The organism is Streptomyces sp. NPDC103540, assembly GCF_055584445.1.
Genome location: NZ_JBVJMA010000024.1, coordinates 20,184 through 35,470 on the forward strand (window position 1 = coordinate 20,184; position 15,287 = coordinate 35,470).

A 15,287-nucleotide genomic window follows, 5' to 3' on the forward strand; every position below is an offset into this window, starting at 1 on the left:
CCGGGCAGCCGGGCGCGTCAGGAGGTGGTGCCCGCCTTGACCCATCCGTCCCCGCCGAGCGGGAACTCGAAGGCGGGCCGACCGTTCAGGCCGCTGGTGCGGAAGGGCCTGCCGTTGTGGTCGATCTTGAGCGTGCCGTGGCGGGAACCGCTGGACCAGGCCAGCTCCAGGTACCAGCTCACGTCGTACGCGGAGGCGTCCGCCTTGATGTGGAACACCTCGGGATCGGACTCGCTCACCTTGAACGGGAAGTTCGGCTGTCCCGCCTCGGGGACGACCGCCGGACGCGCGGCGTCGAGGGCCACGGTGAACGACCGGGTCGGCACGCCGGCGCCGCAGCCGACGCCCGGGTAGCCCATGGCGTAGTCGTTCCAGGCCAACGGGGATCGCTTGGCGGCGGTACGGACGGTCAGGCTGTCCAGCACCACCGTCTCCTTGCCGGAGCCCTGGAGGGTCAGGGTCACGTACTGCTCCCCCGAGGAGACGGCTCCCGAGGCCGCCACCCACGCGGGCGCGTCCCGTTCGGCGGGCGGCGGGCCCACCTCGGTCGGGGGCCGGTCGATCAGGTAGTGCTGGCCGCAGGGGCTCTCCCAGGTGTACGGCTGCGTGGTCACCGCCAGCGGCACACCGGCCCCGGCGGCCGGCGGCCCCGGCGTGCCGGCGGCCCCCGGGGCCCCGTCGGTCGAGGCCCCGCCGGTCGGGCTCGCGCCGGTCGGGGTCGCGGAGCCGGAGGCGGCGCCGGCCTTCGTGGCGGCGGGGCCCGGCTTGCCGTCCGCGGGTTCCGTTTCGCCGCCGCCGCCGGCGAGGGAGGCGGCGCCGACGGGACGGTCGCGGACGTCGGTGCCCCGCTCCGTGAGGTGCGCGGTCAGCGCGATCGTCCCGGCGACGACGGCCACCGCGATCCCGGCGAGGACGGCCCGGTGGAGGCGGCGCCGCCGTTTCGGCCCGGGCCCCTCGGCGGGGCCCGGAAGCCCGGCCACGCCGTCCCCGGCGCCGGCTTCGGCCCCCGCGCCGGCTTCGACGGCCGCGCCCGCGGGCCCGTCGCCGTCCCCGTCACCGGCAGCCGTCCCCGTCGCTTCGGGGGCGGGAGCCGAAGGGGGCTCGGCGGGCCGGCGTACGGCCGGCGCCGGCGTCCCCGCCGCTCCCGCGCCGGCGCCCTTGCGCGGACGGTTCGCGTCCGCCAGCACCCAGCTCCGGTGCAGGGCGAGGAGCTCCTCGGGCGATGCCTTGCAGAGCCGCGCGAAGCGTTCGAGGGGCGCGTACTCCGTCGGAACGACGTCGCCGCTGCAGTAGCGGTGCAGGGTCGAGGTACTCATGTGGAGCCGTTTGGCGAGCGTCCCGTAGCTGAGACCGGACCGGTCCTTCAACTCCCGCAACAGCCCGGCGAAACCGGATCCGGCCGTGTCCGACGACACTGTTCCTCCCACCCCCGTGGCCTGTCCCGCATCCCAGGGACGGGCCGTTCCCGCAGCTCAGAGCCTGCGCCGGCATCCCAGCGTCCCTGATGGCCCCTCGGATGTGGCGGCTGGGACGGATCACCGCCCAGGCTGGAGCCAATCCAAGCACACCGCTCCCGAACACCGGCTCCGACCGGCCGTCGGGGCACGCCACCTGAGAGGCGATCAGCCATGTCCGCGTTCCGCACCGCCCGTACCACCCCCACCACGGGCAGCGCCCGCACCTCCCGTGTCCGGTCCTCGCGCCGCCTCGCCGGCGCCGTCGCCGCGGCCCTCGCCGCGCTGGCCCTCACCGCCTGCCAGGACGGTACGGGCCTCAAGGACAACGGGGCCGCGCCCGCCCCCGAGGCCGCCGGCTCGCCCGCCGCGAGCGCCACCCCCGGTGCCCAGACGGGCGGGCAGGGCGCGTCCGCCACCCCGGCCGCGGGCTCCGCCACCGCGACCGGCGGGGCGAAGACGGGCGGCGGCGCACAGGCCGGTTCCGGCACGGCGGACGCGAAGGCGCCCTCGGACCAGGCCGCCGCGGGCGGCCGCGTCCTGTGCAACGGTTCCAACACCGCCGTCACCGTCCAGCCGGTCCCCCGACCGCTCAACCACATGCTGATCACGGTGAGGAACACCGGCTCGAAGACCTGCGACCTGACCTACCACCCCGTCCTCCGCTTCGACGAGATGCAGTGGGCGCCGACCGCGCGCAAGGACACCCAGCCCCAGGCCGTGGTCTCCCTGGCACCCGGCGAGTCGGGCTACGCGGGAGCCCGGCTGTCGGCGGCCGACGGCAGCGGGGAGGGCGGGACGACCGGGCGCCGGCTCACCGTCGCCTTCCAGGGGACGACCCCCCACAGCAGCGGCGGCGCCTCGGCCACCCCCGCCCTGCCGGCGGCGGGCCTCTACTACGACAGCTCCCTGGAGGTCACCTACTGGCAGCAGGACGTCGCGGACGCGATCGAACGCTGAGCGGCGGGCGCGGCGCGGGCGGGCGCCGCGCGGGCGGGCGCGCCGGCGCCGACGGGGCGCAGACTGGAGGCAACGCGGCGGGCGCGGTCCGCGTGCACGCGGAGGAGGGCCAGGCATGACCGAAGGCGCGATTCCCTACGTCCCCCCGGCGCGGGTCACCGTACTCGGCGTACACCCCGAGGACCCGCCGTTTCGCATCGTGGAGATCGACGGCGAGGTGGTGGGCACCGCCCGGTCCATGACGGACGTGATCCTGACGGCCGCGGCCGCCGGGATCACCCTCCACGACCTCGACGACCCGGCCGAGGTCAGGTGGGTCGGCGGCGGGAAGTACCACTGGCACCCGCACTGACGGCCCACCCGGCCCCGGCCCCCGCCGCCCGCCCCGAAGGCGCGCGTGGGCGGCGTCACCACTCGGGGTGGACGTCGTGGCTGTCGTGGCGGGTTCCGGCGGTGGTGGTCCAGGGCCGGAAGCGCCCCGGACCGGTCGAGTCGGGGTCGTAGGTGACCGGCTCGCGGGTGTCGTCGGTGACGATCACCGCCCCGGCCCGTTGGGCCGCCCGCAGGGCGTGCGTCCAGTGCCGGCCGCGGTGGCCGGTGCGGTAGTCGGGGATCTTGCACTGGGACATGGGTCTCACCACCTCGCCGCGGCCACGGGTCGGCCCCGTCGCGCCCGCTTTCCCGGCACCTGCCCGGCCCGGCCCCACCCATGCGTCCCGGCCGGCACGCCCCGCCGCGCGGGGGCCGCGCCGCGCACGCCCCGCCGCCCCCGCCCCGAGGGACACCGGTGGGGATCCGGGTCAGCGGCGGTCGGCGGCGGCCGGGTCGGCGACCACCGGGTAGGGCACGTGCGTGCGCAGGTCCGGATCCACCGCGAGGGTGCCGCCGGCCGGGGGCGCGGCCCGCTGGGCGCAGTCACGGCGCTCGCAGATCCGACAGCCCAGGCCGATGGGCGTGCCGGCGCGCGGGTCGTGCAGGGCGATGCCCCCGGCGTAGACCAGCCGCGGCGCGTGACGCAGCTCGCAGCCCAGCGCCACCGCGAAGTCGGCCCGGGGCGCGTCGTGACCGTAGCCGCCGCGGGTGACGGTGCGGGCGATCCAGAAGTACTTCTTCCCGTCGGGCATCTCGGCGACCTGCGTGAGGATGCGACCGGGGGCGGAGAAGGCCTCGTAGACGGTCCACAGCGGGCAGGTGCCGCCCAGGCGGGAGAAGTGGAAGTCGGTCGCGGACTGCCGCTTGGAGATGTTGCCCGCGCGGTCCGCGCGCAGGAAGGAGAACGGCACCCCGCGCCGGCCGGTGCGCTGGAGCGTGCTCAGGCGGTGGCAGACGGTCTCGAAGCCCACGCCGAAGCGGGCCCGCAACAGCTCGATGTCGTAGCGGAGTTCCTCGGCGGCCGCGTGGAAGGCGGCGTACGGCATCAGGAGCGCGCCCGCGAAGTAGTTGGCCAACCCGATCCGGGCGAGGCCCTCCGCCTGCGCGGAGGACAGGACGGCGGCGCGCACCGGTTCCTCCAGCAGCCGCGCGTGCTCCAACAGCGCGAGCTGGGTGGCCATCTGGAAGGCCCGCTGCCCCTCGCTCAGCCACGGCGACAGGAACAACAGCCCCGAGCCCGCGTCGAAGCGGCGCGCCTCGGCCGACCGTTCCGGCGCCGCCCGGATCACCCGGACGCCGTGCCGGGACGCCAGCCGTTCGGCGAGCGCGTCCGCGGCCCGCGCGACCCCGTGCGTCCCCATCGCCTCGGCGGTCCGCTCGGCCGCGGAGTCCAGTGCCGCGAAGTGGTTGTGGTGCGCGTAGAAGAAGTCCCGCACCTCGTCGTGCGGTTCCGCGGGCAACAGGGTCGCCGCCGCGCGGTCCTCGGGCGGGGCCAGGGCGACGACGCGCTCGGAGGCGTCACGGTAGCGCCGGTGGAGGGCCACGAGCGCCCGGGCCACGTCCGGATGGTCGCGGGCCACATCGGCGATCTCCTCCGGCGCGACACCGGCCCCGCACGCCTCGTCCCCGAGCGCCGCGCGCAGGTCGGTGGCCAGCCGCTCCTCGCCGGCCTCGGAGAAGAACTCCGGGTCGACCCCGAAGACCTCGGCGATCCGCACCAGCACGGGAGCCGTGAGCGGACGTCGGCTGTGCTCGATCTGGTTCAGGTAGCTGGTGGACAGGCCCAGGGCGCGGGCCAGTTCGACCTGGTTCATGCCCCGCTCGCGGCGCAGTCTGCGCAGCTTGGCGTGGGCGTAGATCTTCCGTCCGGCAGGGCGTCCCATGCGGATCGACGGCTCCCCTCTCCGCACCGTTTTTGTGAAGGTAGCATCCGCACCTTTCGCAGGATTCGCAGATTCGCAGCCCCGACATGGATGGATTACGCAGGTTGGAGCCGTCGCGCGCGGGGTGCGCCCGGGGAAGACTCGTGCCGTACACCGCATCCGCGGCTGCATCCACGTCAGAGTCGCAGCCGCAGCCGCATCCGCAGCCGCATCCGCCGCACGTCGCGAGGAGCCCCGTGATCGACCACCCCGTACGCGTCCACCCCAGCGCGGACCGCCTGCCCCGCGAAGGGCAGCTCGCCTGGAAGCTCGCCGCCGTGGCCACCCACACCCCCGACGCCGCCGACCTGGAACCCCGCACCACCGCGATGGCGATCAACCGGATCATCGACAACGCCGCCGTGGCCGTCGCCTCGCTGCGCCGCCGCCCCGTGGCCGTCGCCCGCTCCCAGGCCCTCGCCCACCGCTCCCGCGCCGGCGCCTCGGTCTTCGGGGTCGCCTCCGACACCCGCGTGTCACCGGAATGGGCGGCCTGGGCCAACGGAACCGCCGTCCGCGAGCTGGACTTCCACGACACCTTCCTCGCCGCCGACTACTCCCACCCCGGCGACAACATCCCCCCGCTCCTCGCCGTCGCCCAGCACACCGGGCGCACCGGCGCGGACCTGCTGCGCGCGATCATCACGGCCTATGAGGTCCACGTCGCCCTCGTCAAGGGCATCTGCCTGCACGAACACCGCGTCGACCACGTCGCCCACCTCGGCGCGGCGACCGCCTGCGGCCTCGGCGCGCTGCTGCGACTGGACACCGCCACCACCTACCAGGCCGTCCAACAGGCGGTGCACACCACCACCGCGACCCGGCAGTCCCGCAAGGGCGAGATCTCCAGCTGGAAGGCGTTCGCCCCGGCCTTCGCCGGCAAGGCCGCCGTCGAGGCGGTCGACCGGGCCATGCGCGGCGAGGGATCCCCCTCACCGATCTACGAGGGCGAGGACGGCTTCCTCGCCCGGATGCTCGACGGACCCGACGCCTCCTACACCGTCCCCCTGCCGGGCCCCGACGAACCGCGGCGGGCCATCCTCGACACCTACACCAAGGAGTACTCCGCCGAGTACCAGGCGCAGGCCGTCATCGACCTGGCGCTGCGGCTGCGCGCGAAGGTCGGCCCGCCGGAGCGGGTCCGCTCGATCGTCCTGCACACGAGCCGGCACACCCACGACGTCATCGGCTCCGGCTCCGGCGACCCGCAGAAGTACGACCCGGCGGCCGGCCGCGAGACCCTCGACCACTCGGTCCCGTACATCCTCGCCGTCGCCCTGGAGGACGGCGCCTGGCACCACGAGCGCTCCTACGCCCCCGAGCGCGCCCGGCGGGCGAGCACCGTGGAACTGTGGCGGAGGATCTCCACCGTCGAGGACCCCGAGTGGACCCGCCGCTACCACCACCCCGACCCCGCCCGCCGCGCCTTCGGCGGCCGGGCCGTGATCACCCTGGAGGACGGCGCCGTCGTCGAGGACTCCCTCGCGGTGGCCGACGCCCACCCCGCCGGGGCGCGCCCGTTCGACCGCGCCGGCTACACCGCGAAGTTCCGCACCCTGACCGACGGCCTCGTCACCCCCGCCGACCAGGTCCGCTTCCTGGAGGCCGCGGACGCACTGGCCGAGCGGGCGGGCCGCCGCCCGGGGCCCGCCCCCGACACCCTGGCCGCCCTCTTCCCGGTCGTGGACGCGCGGGCCGTCGCCGCGCACGACGCCGCACTGCCGAAGGGCCTGTTCTGATGCTGCACACCCACACCACCCCCGCCTCGCGCCGCCGGGAGTTCCGCGCGGCGCTGTCCGGCGGGCGGCTGCTGCGGATGCCCGGCGCGATCAACCCGTACAGCGCACGGCTCATCCAGGAGGCCGGCTTCGACGCCGCCTACCTCTCCGGGGCGGTGCTCGCCGCGGAACTGGCCCTGCCCGACATCGGCCTGACCACCGCGACCGAGGTCGCCGACCGCGCCCGGCAGATCACCCGCGTCACCGACCTGCCCGTCCTCGTCGACGCCGACACCGGCTTCGGCGAGCCGATGAACGCCGCGCGCACCCTCCAGCTCATGGAGGACGCCGGTCTGGCCGGACTCCACCTGGAGGACCAGGTCAACCCGAAGCGGTGCGGCCACCTCGACGGCAAGGCCGTCGTGACCCGGGAGGAGATGGCCCGCCGGCTGCGGGCGGCCGCCGAGGCCCGCCGCGACCCCGACTTCCTCCTCATGGCCCGCACCGACGCCCGCGCCGTCGAAGGACTGGCGGCGGCGATCGACCGGGCGAAGGCGTACGTGGACGCCGGCGCGGACGCCGTCTTCCCCGAAGCCCTGGCCGACGAGGCCGAGTTCGAGGCCTTCCGCAGGGCCGTCGACGTCCCCCTCCTCGCGAACATGACCGAGTTCGGCAAGGGTCCCCTCCTCGACGCGCGCACCCTGGAGGACCTCGGCTACAACATCGCGCTCTACCCCGTCACCCTCTTCCGCCTCGCGATGGGCGCGGTCGAGGACGGGCTGCGCACCCTCGCCGCCGAGGGCACCCAACAGTCCCTGCTGTCCCGCATGCAGACCCGCTCCCGGCTCTACGAGGTGCTCGGCTACCGGGACTACGCCGCCTTCGACTCGGCCGTCCTTGACTTCACGCTCCCGCCCGGAACCTGACCCGCACCGGAGGCCCGTCATGACCACCACCACGCCCGAGATCCACCGGGGCCTGACCGGTGTCTTCGTCGACACCACCGCCATCTCCACCGTCATCCGGGAGACCAACTCCCTCACCTACCGCGGCTATCCGGTCCAGGACCTCGCCTCCCACCGCTCGTTCGAGGAGGTCGCCTACCTGCTCTGGTACGGGGAACTGCCCGACCCCGCCGAACTGGGCGCCTTCCGGGCCGCGGAACGGGCCCTGCGCCCGCCGGCCCGCAGCACCGCCGAACTCCTCGCCCGACTCCCGCGGACCTGCCACCCGATGGACGTCCTGCGCACCGCCGTCAGCCTCCTCGGCGCCGAGGACCCGGCCGAGGGCGACGGCAGCGCCGACGCGAACCGGGCCAAGGCCCTCACCCTGTTCGCCCGCCTGCCCGTCGTCGCGGCCGCCGACCACCGCCGCCGGCGGGGTCTGCCCCCGATCCAGCCGGACCCCGCCCTCGGCTACGCCGAGAACTTCTTCCACATGTGCTTCGGAGAGGTCCCCGCCCCGGAGGTGGTGCGCTGCTTCGAGATCTCCCTCATCCTCTACGCCGAGCACAGCTTCAATGCCTCGACCTTCACGGCACGCGTGGTCACCTCCACCCTCTCCGACCTCTACAGCGCGGTCACCGCGGCCATCGGAGCCCTCAAGGGGCCGCTCCACGGAGGGGCCAACGAGGCCGTGATGCGCATGCTGGAGGAGATCGGATCCCCCGGGCGGGCGGGGGAGTGGCTGGAGGAGGCCCTCGCGGCCCGGCGCAGGATCATGGGCTTCGGGCACCGCGTCTACAAACACGGCGACTCCCGCGTCCCCCTCATGCAGGAGGCCACCGACCGGCTCGTCGCCCGCGCCGCCGACCCCGACACGGCCCGTCTGGCGGCCCTGCACGCCGAGCTCCGGCAGGCCGTGCTCGACCGCAAGGGCATCCACCCGAACCTCGACTACCCGGCCGGGCTCGCCTACCACCTCATGGGGTTCGACACCCCCGCCTTCACCCCGCTGTTCGTGATGAGCCGGGTCACCGGCTGGACCGCGCACGTCATCGAGCAACTGGAGCACAACGCCCTCATCCGCCCCCTCGGCTCCTACACGGGCCCCGCGCAGCGCCCCCTGCCGGCCCCCGGCCGCTGACCTCCCCACCGCGACGAGGTCGGGCCCCGTCGGCGCTCCCCTTAGCGGACCGCGACGACCACGTGGCTGTTGCCGAACTGCCAGACCGTGCCCACGTGCTCGAACCCCGCCTCCCGCAGCAGCGCGAGGTGGGCCGTGAGGGTCAGGTCGTTGCCCTCGCAACGGGGGTGGGAGTGGCGGCCCCGCGCGGCGAGCAGCGGATCCAGTTCGGGATCGGCCCGGACGCCCGACCACCAGGACTCCCAGTCCTCGTGCGCGAGCGCCTGTCGCCGCTCCGCCCGCCGCCGGCCGATGTCGACGGCCAGTTCGTGCACCTTGGGGGAGTCCGGCTCCAGGTGGTCGCCGTTGACGAGGACCCCGCCCGGCCGGATCCGCTCCGCCAGCTCCCCGTACGTGCGTCGCAGGGCGGCCTCCCCGAGGTAGTGCAGGGCCGTCGTCGAGACGGCGGCGTCCACGGGGCGGTCCAGGGCGAGGGCGTCCAGCCAGCCCGGCTCCCCGATCGAGGCCTCGACGAACCGCAGGGCGCCGCCGTGGTGCGCCCGCCCCAGTTCCAGCAACAGCGGATCGGCGTCGACGCCCACCACCTCGGCGGCGGGCATGCGTCGTGCCAGGCGGGCCGCCAGCGACCCCGGCCCGCACCCCAGGTCGAGCAGGAGGGGGCCGGCGCGGTCCTCCGTCACGCGCTCGACCACGTCGGAGATGACGGTGAACCGTTCCTCGCGGTCGATCGCGTAGCGCTGCTGCTGTCGCTCCCAGCGCTCCACCCACCGGCCGGCCGCCACCGTGCCCACGTCCATGTTCCCGTCCGCCCGTGCTCTCGCCGCTCCCGCGGCCCCGAACTCCACATGAAAATCATTGCAGACTGGCGAGGGTGGCGAGCAGCTTCTCGATCTCCTCACGCGTGTTGTGGACGTGCAGGCTCACCCGCACCGACCCGTCCGACTCCTTCGCGCCCGCCTGGCAGTGGCTGTCGGAGCGCACCATGAACCCGTGGCTGTGCAGGATGAACCCGAGATCGCCGGAGGAGATCGCCCGGTGCCGGAACGCCACGATGCTGCGACGCCGTTGGACCTCGGAACGGGCCGTCAGGCTGGAGCGGCAGCCGAGCACCTCGTACGCGTCCAACCCGCTCAGCCCGTCCGTCAGCAGGGCCGCCAGGGCCACCGTCCACGCCTCGATCCGCTCCGTGCCGGCCGCGTCGAGCCAGTCGAAGGCCGCCGTCAGGCTCACGATGCCCACCGTGTTCGGGGTGCCCGCCCAACCCCCGGGGCGGAAAGCCGGACCCCGCGCGCCCCGGGACCAGATCGCTCCGGACCCGGGCAACGCCAACGCCTTGTGCCCCGAGAACACCACGAAGTCCACGTCGAGTTCGGCGACGGACAGCGGCAGGTGGCCGACGCTCTGCGCGGCGTCGAGGCAGATCGGCACCCCCGGACCGACCACCTCGCGGATCCGGTGCACGTTCATGTCGGAGCCGTAGACGTGGTGCACGTGCGTGGCCGCCACGAAGCGGGTGCGCGGGCCCACCGCGGCCGCGAGCGCCACCGGATCGTAGTCCCCGGAACCCGCCTGGCGGGGCAGCTCCCGCACCCGGATCCCGACCCCGCGCCGGGCGAGCAGCTCCGCCACCTCCCGCCACGGCGCGAGGTTCGCCTCGTGATCGGCGAACGGGACGACGATCTCGTCCCCGTCGACCAGCAGCTCCGCCAACCAGTCCCGGGCCACGCTGCGCAGCCCTTCGGTCGCCCCGCTCGTGAAATGCGTCGACGACCGGTCCGGGCGGGGGTCGCCCAGGAACTCCTTGACCCGCTCGCGGGCCCGCTCCACCAGCGCCGTCGTGGCGTTGGCCCACGGATACGAGCCGCGCCCCACGTTGGCGTTGGAGCGCGTCAGGTATCCCTGTACGGCGTCCAGCACGGCCTGCGGCTTCTGCGAGGTGGCCGCGCTGTCCAGGTACGCCGACCCCGGGTCGGCCGCGATGATCGGGAACTGGGCGCGCAGCGCGAGCTGCCACGACCGCAGCGTCTCCAGGGTGTCCTGCGGACGGGCGGCGCCCACCTCAATCACGCACCAGCGGGGCGCCCGCGTCCCTCCAGGCGATGATCCCGCCCGCGAGGCTGCGCACGTCGGGATGGCCCATCCGGGTCAGCAGGGCGGCGAAGCGCGCCGACTGCTCCCCGACCGGACAGGCCAGCAGGACCGGCTGCCGCCTGCCGAACGGCAGCCCACCCCGGACGAGTTCCTCGAACAGCTCGTCGACGATGTTCACCGACCCGTCGATGTGCAGCGCCGCGTAGGCGAAGGGGCTGCGCAGGTCGATCACGAGCGGCCGCTCCGCCGCGATCCACTTGCGCGCCCCCGCCGGTTCGACGACCTGCGCGGCCCCCACCTCCTCGGCGGTCACCGAGGCCGGCGAGTTCCGTGCGTGCGGGCGGCCCAGCAGGTCCGGGCGGCGCTGCTTGACGTAGCCGAGGTAGCTCTCCACCCGGTCGCAGACGATGAACACCGCCGTCCGACGCTCCGTCGAACCGGCGTCCAGGGGCCGCAGATGACGCACCGCGCCGTGGTACGCGGCGCCCCCCGTGGGCCCGGCGAGGATGCCGCAGCGCCGCACGAGGGTGAGCATGCCCTCGATGGCCTCGTCGGAGCCGACCGCCTCGATCGCGTCGTACGCCGCCGGGTCGAAGAGGCCGACCTCGTGGACCTCGTCGATGGTGCGGATCCCGGGGATGAAGTCGGACTTCTCCCCCACCAGCCCGACGACGCGCACCCGAGGGTCGTGCGCGCGCAGCGCCCGGGCCACCCCGCCGGACGAGCCCGCCGTGCCGACGCAGGCCAGGAACCAGTCGGGGGCCCGGCCGTCGAGGTCCGCCACGATCTCCGGGCCCGTGCCCGTCGCGTGCGCCTCGGTGTTGAGCGCGTTGAAGTACTGGTCGGTGTGCAGGTGGGCGCCACCCCGGTTCAGTTCCCGGTGGAAGAGGGTCAGCGGGTCCTCGGTGTCCATCGGGTCCAGACACTCGCTGCGCCCCGGCAGCTCCTCGATCTCGGCGCCCAGCAGCAGGAGCAGGTCCTTGACCTCCGGGACGCGCATCCGGTTGGTGACGCTCTTGAAGGACAGCCCGTGCATGCCCGCGATCACGGCCAACGCCTTGGCCGTGTTGCCGCTGGACAGCTCGACGATCGTCTCGCCGCGCTCCCGCGCTCCCGGCAGGGCGGACCGGGCCATGTTCCACGCGGCGCGGTCCTTCACCGAGCCGAAGGGGTTGAGCATTTCGAGCTTCGCGTAGAGGTCGATGTGGCGCAGCCCGTGCACCTCGGGATCGATGCGGACCAGCGGGGTGTTGCCGATGGCCTCGGTGATGCTGTCGTACCTCATGCCCGTCCCCCCGGATCGTTGATCGGCCAGTACTCCTCGTCCAGACACCAGTGCCAGCCGCCGAGCGCCGCCCCCTCGGCCCCGGCCGCGCCCTCCCGCCGGACGGCCACCTTGCGCGCCACCGGCTGCCCCTGGGCCCGGGTGGCCCCGAAGTCCATGCAGTAGCCGGCCGTGTTGACGAAGGCGAGCAGGTCGCCCGGCCGCGCCGGCCGCGGCAGGAACACCGTCCGGCGGGTGATCAGGTCGGACTCCAGGCAGAGGTTGCCCATGAGGTGGACGCCGACCGGCTCCGAGGGCCCCGCCGCCTCCTGCCCGCGCGGCAGGAGGATCGGGTCCACCAGGATCCCGTGGTCCTCCAGCGCCACGTCGTTCGCGTTCATCGCCAGGCGTACGAGCGCCGGGCCCGCGTCCGAGGCGCGTACCTCCAGGACCCGGGCCAGGGACAGGCCGCACTGGTCGGCCAGGGCCCTCCCCGGCTCCGTGTGCAGGTCGTAGAGGCTCTCCAGCAGCAGGGTGCCCAACGCGCGGCCCAGCGTGGGGGCCGGGCGCGACAGCAGCTCGTCGAGGTAGGCGGCGCCGGCGACCGGCCGGTGGGCCGGATACAGGCTCAGGGCGCCGCGCAGCGTACCGCCCTCGGCGTGCAGCCCGTAGCCGTGACCGCCCCAGGTCAGGGGCGGGCGCCGACCCATCACGGCGGCGGCCAGCTCGCTCGTGTAGCGGTCCCACTGGGCGCCGTGCGCGAGGTAGTCGACGCCGAAACCGCCGCCGATGTCGACGGCGCGCGGCTGGAACCCCCGTAGCCGCAGGTCGTCCATGGCGCGCAGACAGCCTTCGAGGGCGATGGCCTTCTCGTCCGCGCCCGTCGTGTCGAGGTGGTACGCGACGCCGACCGGTTCGAGGTGGTCGCGGTGGCGTTCGAGCAGGTCCAGCAGGGGCCCCAGGGCCTTCACGGAGGTACCGAAGCGGCTCCGCCGGGACAGCACCCGCGGCCCCGAGGCCTCGAACTCCGCCAGGCGCGGCACGACCCGCAGGCGGGGCAGGTCGTGGCGGCGCACGAGCGCGGCCGCCGCCTCCAGCTCCTCGGGCCCGTCGGCGTTCAGGGTGACGCCCGTGCGCGCGGCCAACCACAGGAAGGCCGGGTCCTTGGGACCGGTCGCCATGACGCGGTCCGCGGTGAAACCGTCGCCGAGGGCGTGCCGCAGCTCGCCGAGGGAGGCCACGTCGAGCGCGGCGTCCGTGGTGGTGAGGCGCCGCACGAGGGAGCGGGAACGGTTGGCCTTGTGGGCGAAGTGGATCCGCCCGCCCAGGTGGTGGCGCCGGTAGACGGAGCGGAAGCCCTCGGCGTTCTCCGCGATCTGGTCGGGTACGAGGACGTTGAGGGGCGAGCCGAGGGCGTCCACGAGCATGTGCAGGAACGGAGCCGCGCCCAGCAGCGCCGCGAGCCGCGGGGCCAACCGGGGTTCCAGGTAAAGGGGGCCGGTGCTCATCCAGCTGTCCTCCCGGCGGGCTGATCGTACGACGATGTCCGGCGCGTTCCTGATCATGCCCGGTCGGCCCGGTCCGGACGCGTGTCGACGGGAGACGACCGAAACGCGCCGGGCCCGCGCGGTGAGGGGGAGACCCACGGGACCGAAGGAGGCGAGGGGGACTGGGGAGGAGGCTCCGGGGGCGCCTCACAGGGCCAGGAACATCAGGATCTCGTCACGGTCGTCACCCGGCGCCACGCGCAGCGCGCCGGGCCACCGTCCGATCTCCCGCCATCCCAGACGCCCGTAGAACTCCTCCAGCCCCAGGCCCGCCCGGACGGTGAGGTGCAGCTGCTCCAGCCCCATCCCGTCCCGGGCGAGCTCGCGGACCCGTCCCATCAGCGCCGCGCCGATGCCGCGCCCGCGGAAGTCCGGGTGGGTCTGCACGTGGTTGACCACGCCGTGGTGCGCGACGAGGGGATGCGGATCGCGGCTCACGGCCAACCAACCGACCGGCCTGCCGTCGAGGGTGGCGATCAGCAGGCGGTGCAGCCGCGGGTCGAGCCCGCCGATCAGCAGGTCGGCGACCGCCTCGCCCTGTGCCGTGCTGACCGGCGGCATGGGGAAGGCGCCGTGGATGACGGCGCCCCCGGAGTTGACGACCCTGACCCAGCAGTCGACCAGGGCCTCGCGCAGTCGCGCCGTCATCTCCCGCGGCCGGCGGATCTCCAGGAAGGCGGGCGTGTGCTCGATGCTCACGCACCCACCCTGCCAGAGACGGCCGCGCGCGTCAGGACGCCGCCTCCGGGCCGTTTCCCCGGCTGTTTCCCGGCCGCGCGCCGGCTGGGCCGCGGCCCGTGGCGCCGGGTGTGGCGTCGGCTGTGGCGCGGCCCACAACGCGCGCCGGGAACCGCCCCGTCCACCGCCCCGACCACCCTCGTGGACCGCCTCGCCGGTCACGCGCGCGGACCGGAGCGCCGCCACCGCCACCACCGCGGCCGACACCACCGGGACCACCGCCACCACCGCCACCACCAGGACAGGACGAGCCGATGAACCGTAGGGACCTGCTGCGCGCCTCCACCGCCCTCGGCGCCGCCGCCGCGGTGACGGGGGCCGCCACCGCGCCGGCCGGGGCGGCGCCGCCCCGGGCCGAGACCGCGAAGGGCGGGCCGCTGCGCGTGCACGTCGTCATGTTCGACGGAGTCGAGGAACTCGACTTCGCCGCCCCGTACGAGGTCTTCTCCGCCGCCCGGTTCTTCACCGACCGCGAGGTCGACGTCCGCTACGTGTCCTGCGCCGGCCCGGGCGCCGTACGGGCCGCGTACGGGACCCGGATCGAGGTCGAACACGGCTGGTCCCCGCGCTCGGCGGACGTCGTCGTGGTGCCCGGCGGCGGCTACGCGCGCCGCGACGCCCCCGGCGTGTGGGCCGAGATCGCCCAGGGCACGCTCCCCCGCGAGCTGGCCGCGGCGCCCCGCCGCGGCCTCACCCTCGCCGGGCTCTGCACCGGCGTCATGCTGCTGTCCGCCGCCGGTCTGACCACGAACCGCCCCTGCACCACCCACCACAAGGCGCGCCCCGACCTCGGGGCCCGGGGCGGCCTCGTGAAGAACGCCCGCGTGGTGGACGACGGCGACCTCGTGACCGCCGGGGGCATCACCTCCGGCCTGGAGCTCGCGCTGTGGCTCGTCCGCCGCGAGCTGGGCGCGGACGCCGCGCTCGGGGTGGAGGCCATGCTGGAGTACGAGGCCCGCGGCACCGTGTGGACCCGCCCCGGCCGAGCGTAGCCCGGCCCCGGCGGATCGCGGCGCGGGTACCGCGCACGGCCGCCCCGGGCCGAGGTCCGCACCCCGCGGCGGCCGGCGCCCGGACAGGCGGCCCCGGTCCGTCGAGGGCGCGCGGCGCGGCCCCGCCCTCCGCTTCGAGGCCAC

At 75.0% G+C, this 15,287-nt stretch carries 14 protein-coding genes; 6 read left to right on the top strand and 8 right to left on the bottom strand.

Annotated features, from left to right (window positions below; genetic code table 11):
* Positions 1-17: 17 nt before the first annotated feature.
* Entirely contained in the window at positions 18-1,415 is a 1,398-nt protein-coding gene (locus ACZ6ZI_RS37255; RefSeq protein WP_469528838.1) for a helix-turn-helix domain-containing protein, read from the bottom strand.
* Positions 1,416-1,628: 213 nt separating this feature from the next.
* Here ACZ6ZI_RS37255 and ACZ6ZI_RS37260 point away from each other — a divergent pair, with 213 nt between their 5' ends.
* Together ACZ6ZI_RS37260 and ACZ6ZI_RS37265 are read left to right on the top strand one after the other, a co-directional pair.
* Entirely contained in the window at positions 1,629-2,414 is a 786-nt protein-coding gene (locus ACZ6ZI_RS37260) for a DUF4232 domain-containing protein (protein ID WP_469528840.1), read from the top strand.
* Between the two features lie 115 nt (positions 2,415-2,529).
* The gene (locus tag ACZ6ZI_RS37265) at positions 2,530-2,766 is read left to right on the top strand and encodes a hypothetical protein (RefSeq protein WP_469528842.1); all 237 of its coding nucleotides are present in this window, start codon (positions 2,530-2,532) and stop codon (positions 2,764-2,766) included.
* Between the two features lie 55 nt (positions 2,767-2,821).
* On the opposite strand, the gene ACZ6ZI_RS37270 is transcribed toward ACZ6ZI_RS37265, so the two are convergent.
* Positions 2,822-3,043, bottom strand: coding sequence for a hypothetical protein (locus ACZ6ZI_RS37270; protein ID WP_469528844.1), 222 nt, complete (start codon positions 3,041-3,043; stop codon positions 2,822-2,824).
* 171 nt (positions 3,044-3,214) lie between these two features.
* Positions 3,215-4,669, bottom strand: a complete 1,455-nt coding sequence (locus tag ACZ6ZI_RS37275) for a short-chain fatty acyl-CoA regulator family protein (RefSeq protein ID WP_469528846.1) — start codon at positions 4,667-4,669, stop codon at positions 3,215-3,217.
* A gap of 236 nt (positions 4,670-4,905) precedes the next feature.
* Here ACZ6ZI_RS37275 and ACZ6ZI_RS37280 point away from each other — a divergent pair, with 236 nt between their 5' ends.
* The 3 genes from ACZ6ZI_RS37280 to ACZ6ZI_RS37290 are packed head-to-tail and all read left to right on the top strand — an operon-like array spanning position 4,906 to position 8,511.
* Positions 4,906-6,447 (top strand): MmgE/PrpD family protein, encoded by a 1,542-nt coding sequence (locus tag ACZ6ZI_RS37280; protein WP_469528849.1) that lies wholly within the window; start codon positions 4,906-4,908, stop codon positions 6,445-6,447.
* Positions 6,447-7,352, top strand: a complete 906-nt coding sequence (gene prpB / locus ACZ6ZI_RS37285) for a methylisocitrate lyase (RefSeq protein WP_469528852.1) — start codon at positions 6,447-6,449, stop codon at positions 7,350-7,352. Before ACZ6ZI_RS37280 ends, prpB begins: the two co-directional genes overlap by 1 nt.
* A 19-nt stretch (positions 7,353-7,371) precedes the next feature.
* Positions 7,372-8,511, top strand: coding sequence for a bifunctional 2-methylcitrate synthase/citrate synthase (locus ACZ6ZI_RS37290; RefSeq protein WP_469528854.1), 1,140 nt, complete (start codon positions 7,372-7,374; stop codon positions 8,509-8,511).
* 41 nt (positions 8,512-8,552) lie between these two features.
* On the opposite strand, the gene ACZ6ZI_RS37295 is transcribed toward ACZ6ZI_RS37290, so the two are convergent.
* From ACZ6ZI_RS37295 to ACZ6ZI_RS37315, 5 genes are all read right to left on the bottom strand, one after another.
* Positions 8,553-9,308: a class I SAM-dependent methyltransferase gene (locus ACZ6ZI_RS37295; protein WP_469528856.1), complete on the bottom strand. Its 756-nt coding sequence runs from the start codon at positions 9,306-9,308 to the stop codon at positions 8,553-8,555.
* Between the two features lie 55 nt (positions 9,309-9,363).
* Positions 9,364-10,569, bottom strand: a complete 1,206-nt coding sequence (locus ACZ6ZI_RS37300) for an aminotransferase class V-fold PLP-dependent enzyme (protein ID WP_469528936.1) — start codon at positions 10,567-10,569, stop codon at positions 9,364-9,366.
* A 1-nt stretch (position 10,570) separates the two neighbouring features.
* A complete protein-coding gene (locus tag ACZ6ZI_RS37305) occupies positions 10,571-11,887 on the bottom strand; it encodes a pyridoxal-phosphate dependent enzyme (RefSeq protein ID WP_469528858.1) in 1,317 nt (438 codons plus the stop codon).
* Positions 11,884-13,374 (bottom strand): type III PLP-dependent enzyme domain-containing protein, encoded by a 1,491-nt coding sequence (locus tag ACZ6ZI_RS37310; protein ID WP_469528859.1) that lies wholly within the window; start codon positions 13,372-13,374, stop codon positions 11,884-11,886. The genes ACZ6ZI_RS37305 and ACZ6ZI_RS37310 overlap by 4 nt, the downstream gene beginning before the upstream one ends.
* 186 nt (positions 13,375-13,560) lie before the next feature.
* Positions 13,561-14,112 carry a GNAT family N-acetyltransferase gene (locus ACZ6ZI_RS37315; protein WP_469528861.1) on the bottom strand — a complete coding sequence of 184 codons (552 nt, stop codon included), beginning with the start codon at positions 14,110-14,112 and terminating at the stop codon, positions 13,561-13,563.
* 293 nt (positions 14,113-14,405) lie between these two features.
* On the opposite strand from ACZ6ZI_RS37315, the gene ACZ6ZI_RS37320 reads away from it, so the two are divergent.
* Positions 14,406-15,143: a DJ-1/PfpI family protein gene (locus ACZ6ZI_RS37320; protein WP_469528862.1), complete on the top strand. Its 738-nt coding sequence runs from the start codon at positions 14,406-14,408 to the stop codon at positions 15,141-15,143.
* Positions 15,144-15,287: the final 144 nt, after the last annotated feature.

Excerpts from the sequence above, each read along its gene's own strand:
- ACZ6ZI_RS37260 (WP_469528840.1), top strand. The coding sequence starts at position 1,629 with ATGTCCGCGTTCCGCACCGCCCGTACCACCCCCACCACGGGCAGCGCC.
- ACZ6ZI_RS37265 (WP_469528842.1), top strand. The coding sequence starts at position 2,530 with ATGACCGAAGGCGCGATTCCCTACGTCCCCCCGGCGCGGGTCACCGTA.
- ACZ6ZI_RS37270 (WP_469528844.1), bottom strand. The coding sequence starts at position 3,043 with ATGTCCCAGTGCAAGATCCCCGACTACCGCACCGGCCACCGCGGCCGG.
- ACZ6ZI_RS37275 (WP_469528846.1), bottom strand. The coding sequence starts at position 4,669 with ATGGGACGCCCTGCCGGACGGAAGATCTACGCCCACGCCAAGCTGCGC.
- prpB (WP_469528852.1), top strand. The coding sequence starts at position 6,447 with ATGCTGCACACCCACACCACCCCCGCCTCGCGCCGCCGGGAGTTCCGC.
- ACZ6ZI_RS37290 (WP_469528854.1), top strand. The coding sequence starts at position 7,372 with ATGACCACCACCACGCCCGAGATCCACCGGGGCCTGACCGGTGTCTTC.
- ACZ6ZI_RS37295 (WP_469528856.1), bottom strand. The coding sequence starts at position 9,308 with ATGGACGTGGGCACGGTGGCGGCCGGCCGGTGGGTGGAGCGCTGGGAG.
- ACZ6ZI_RS37305 (WP_469528858.1), bottom strand. The coding sequence starts at position 11,887 with ATGAGGTACGACAGCATCACCGAGGCCATCGGCAACACCCCGCTGGTC.
- ACZ6ZI_RS37310 (WP_469528859.1), bottom strand. The coding sequence starts at position 13,374 with ATGAGCACCGGCCCCCTTTACCTGGAACCCCGGTTGGCCCCGCGGCTC.
- ACZ6ZI_RS37320 (WP_469528862.1), top strand. The coding sequence starts at position 14,406 with ATGAACCGTAGGGACCTGCTGCGCGCCTCCACCGCCCTCGGCGCCGCC.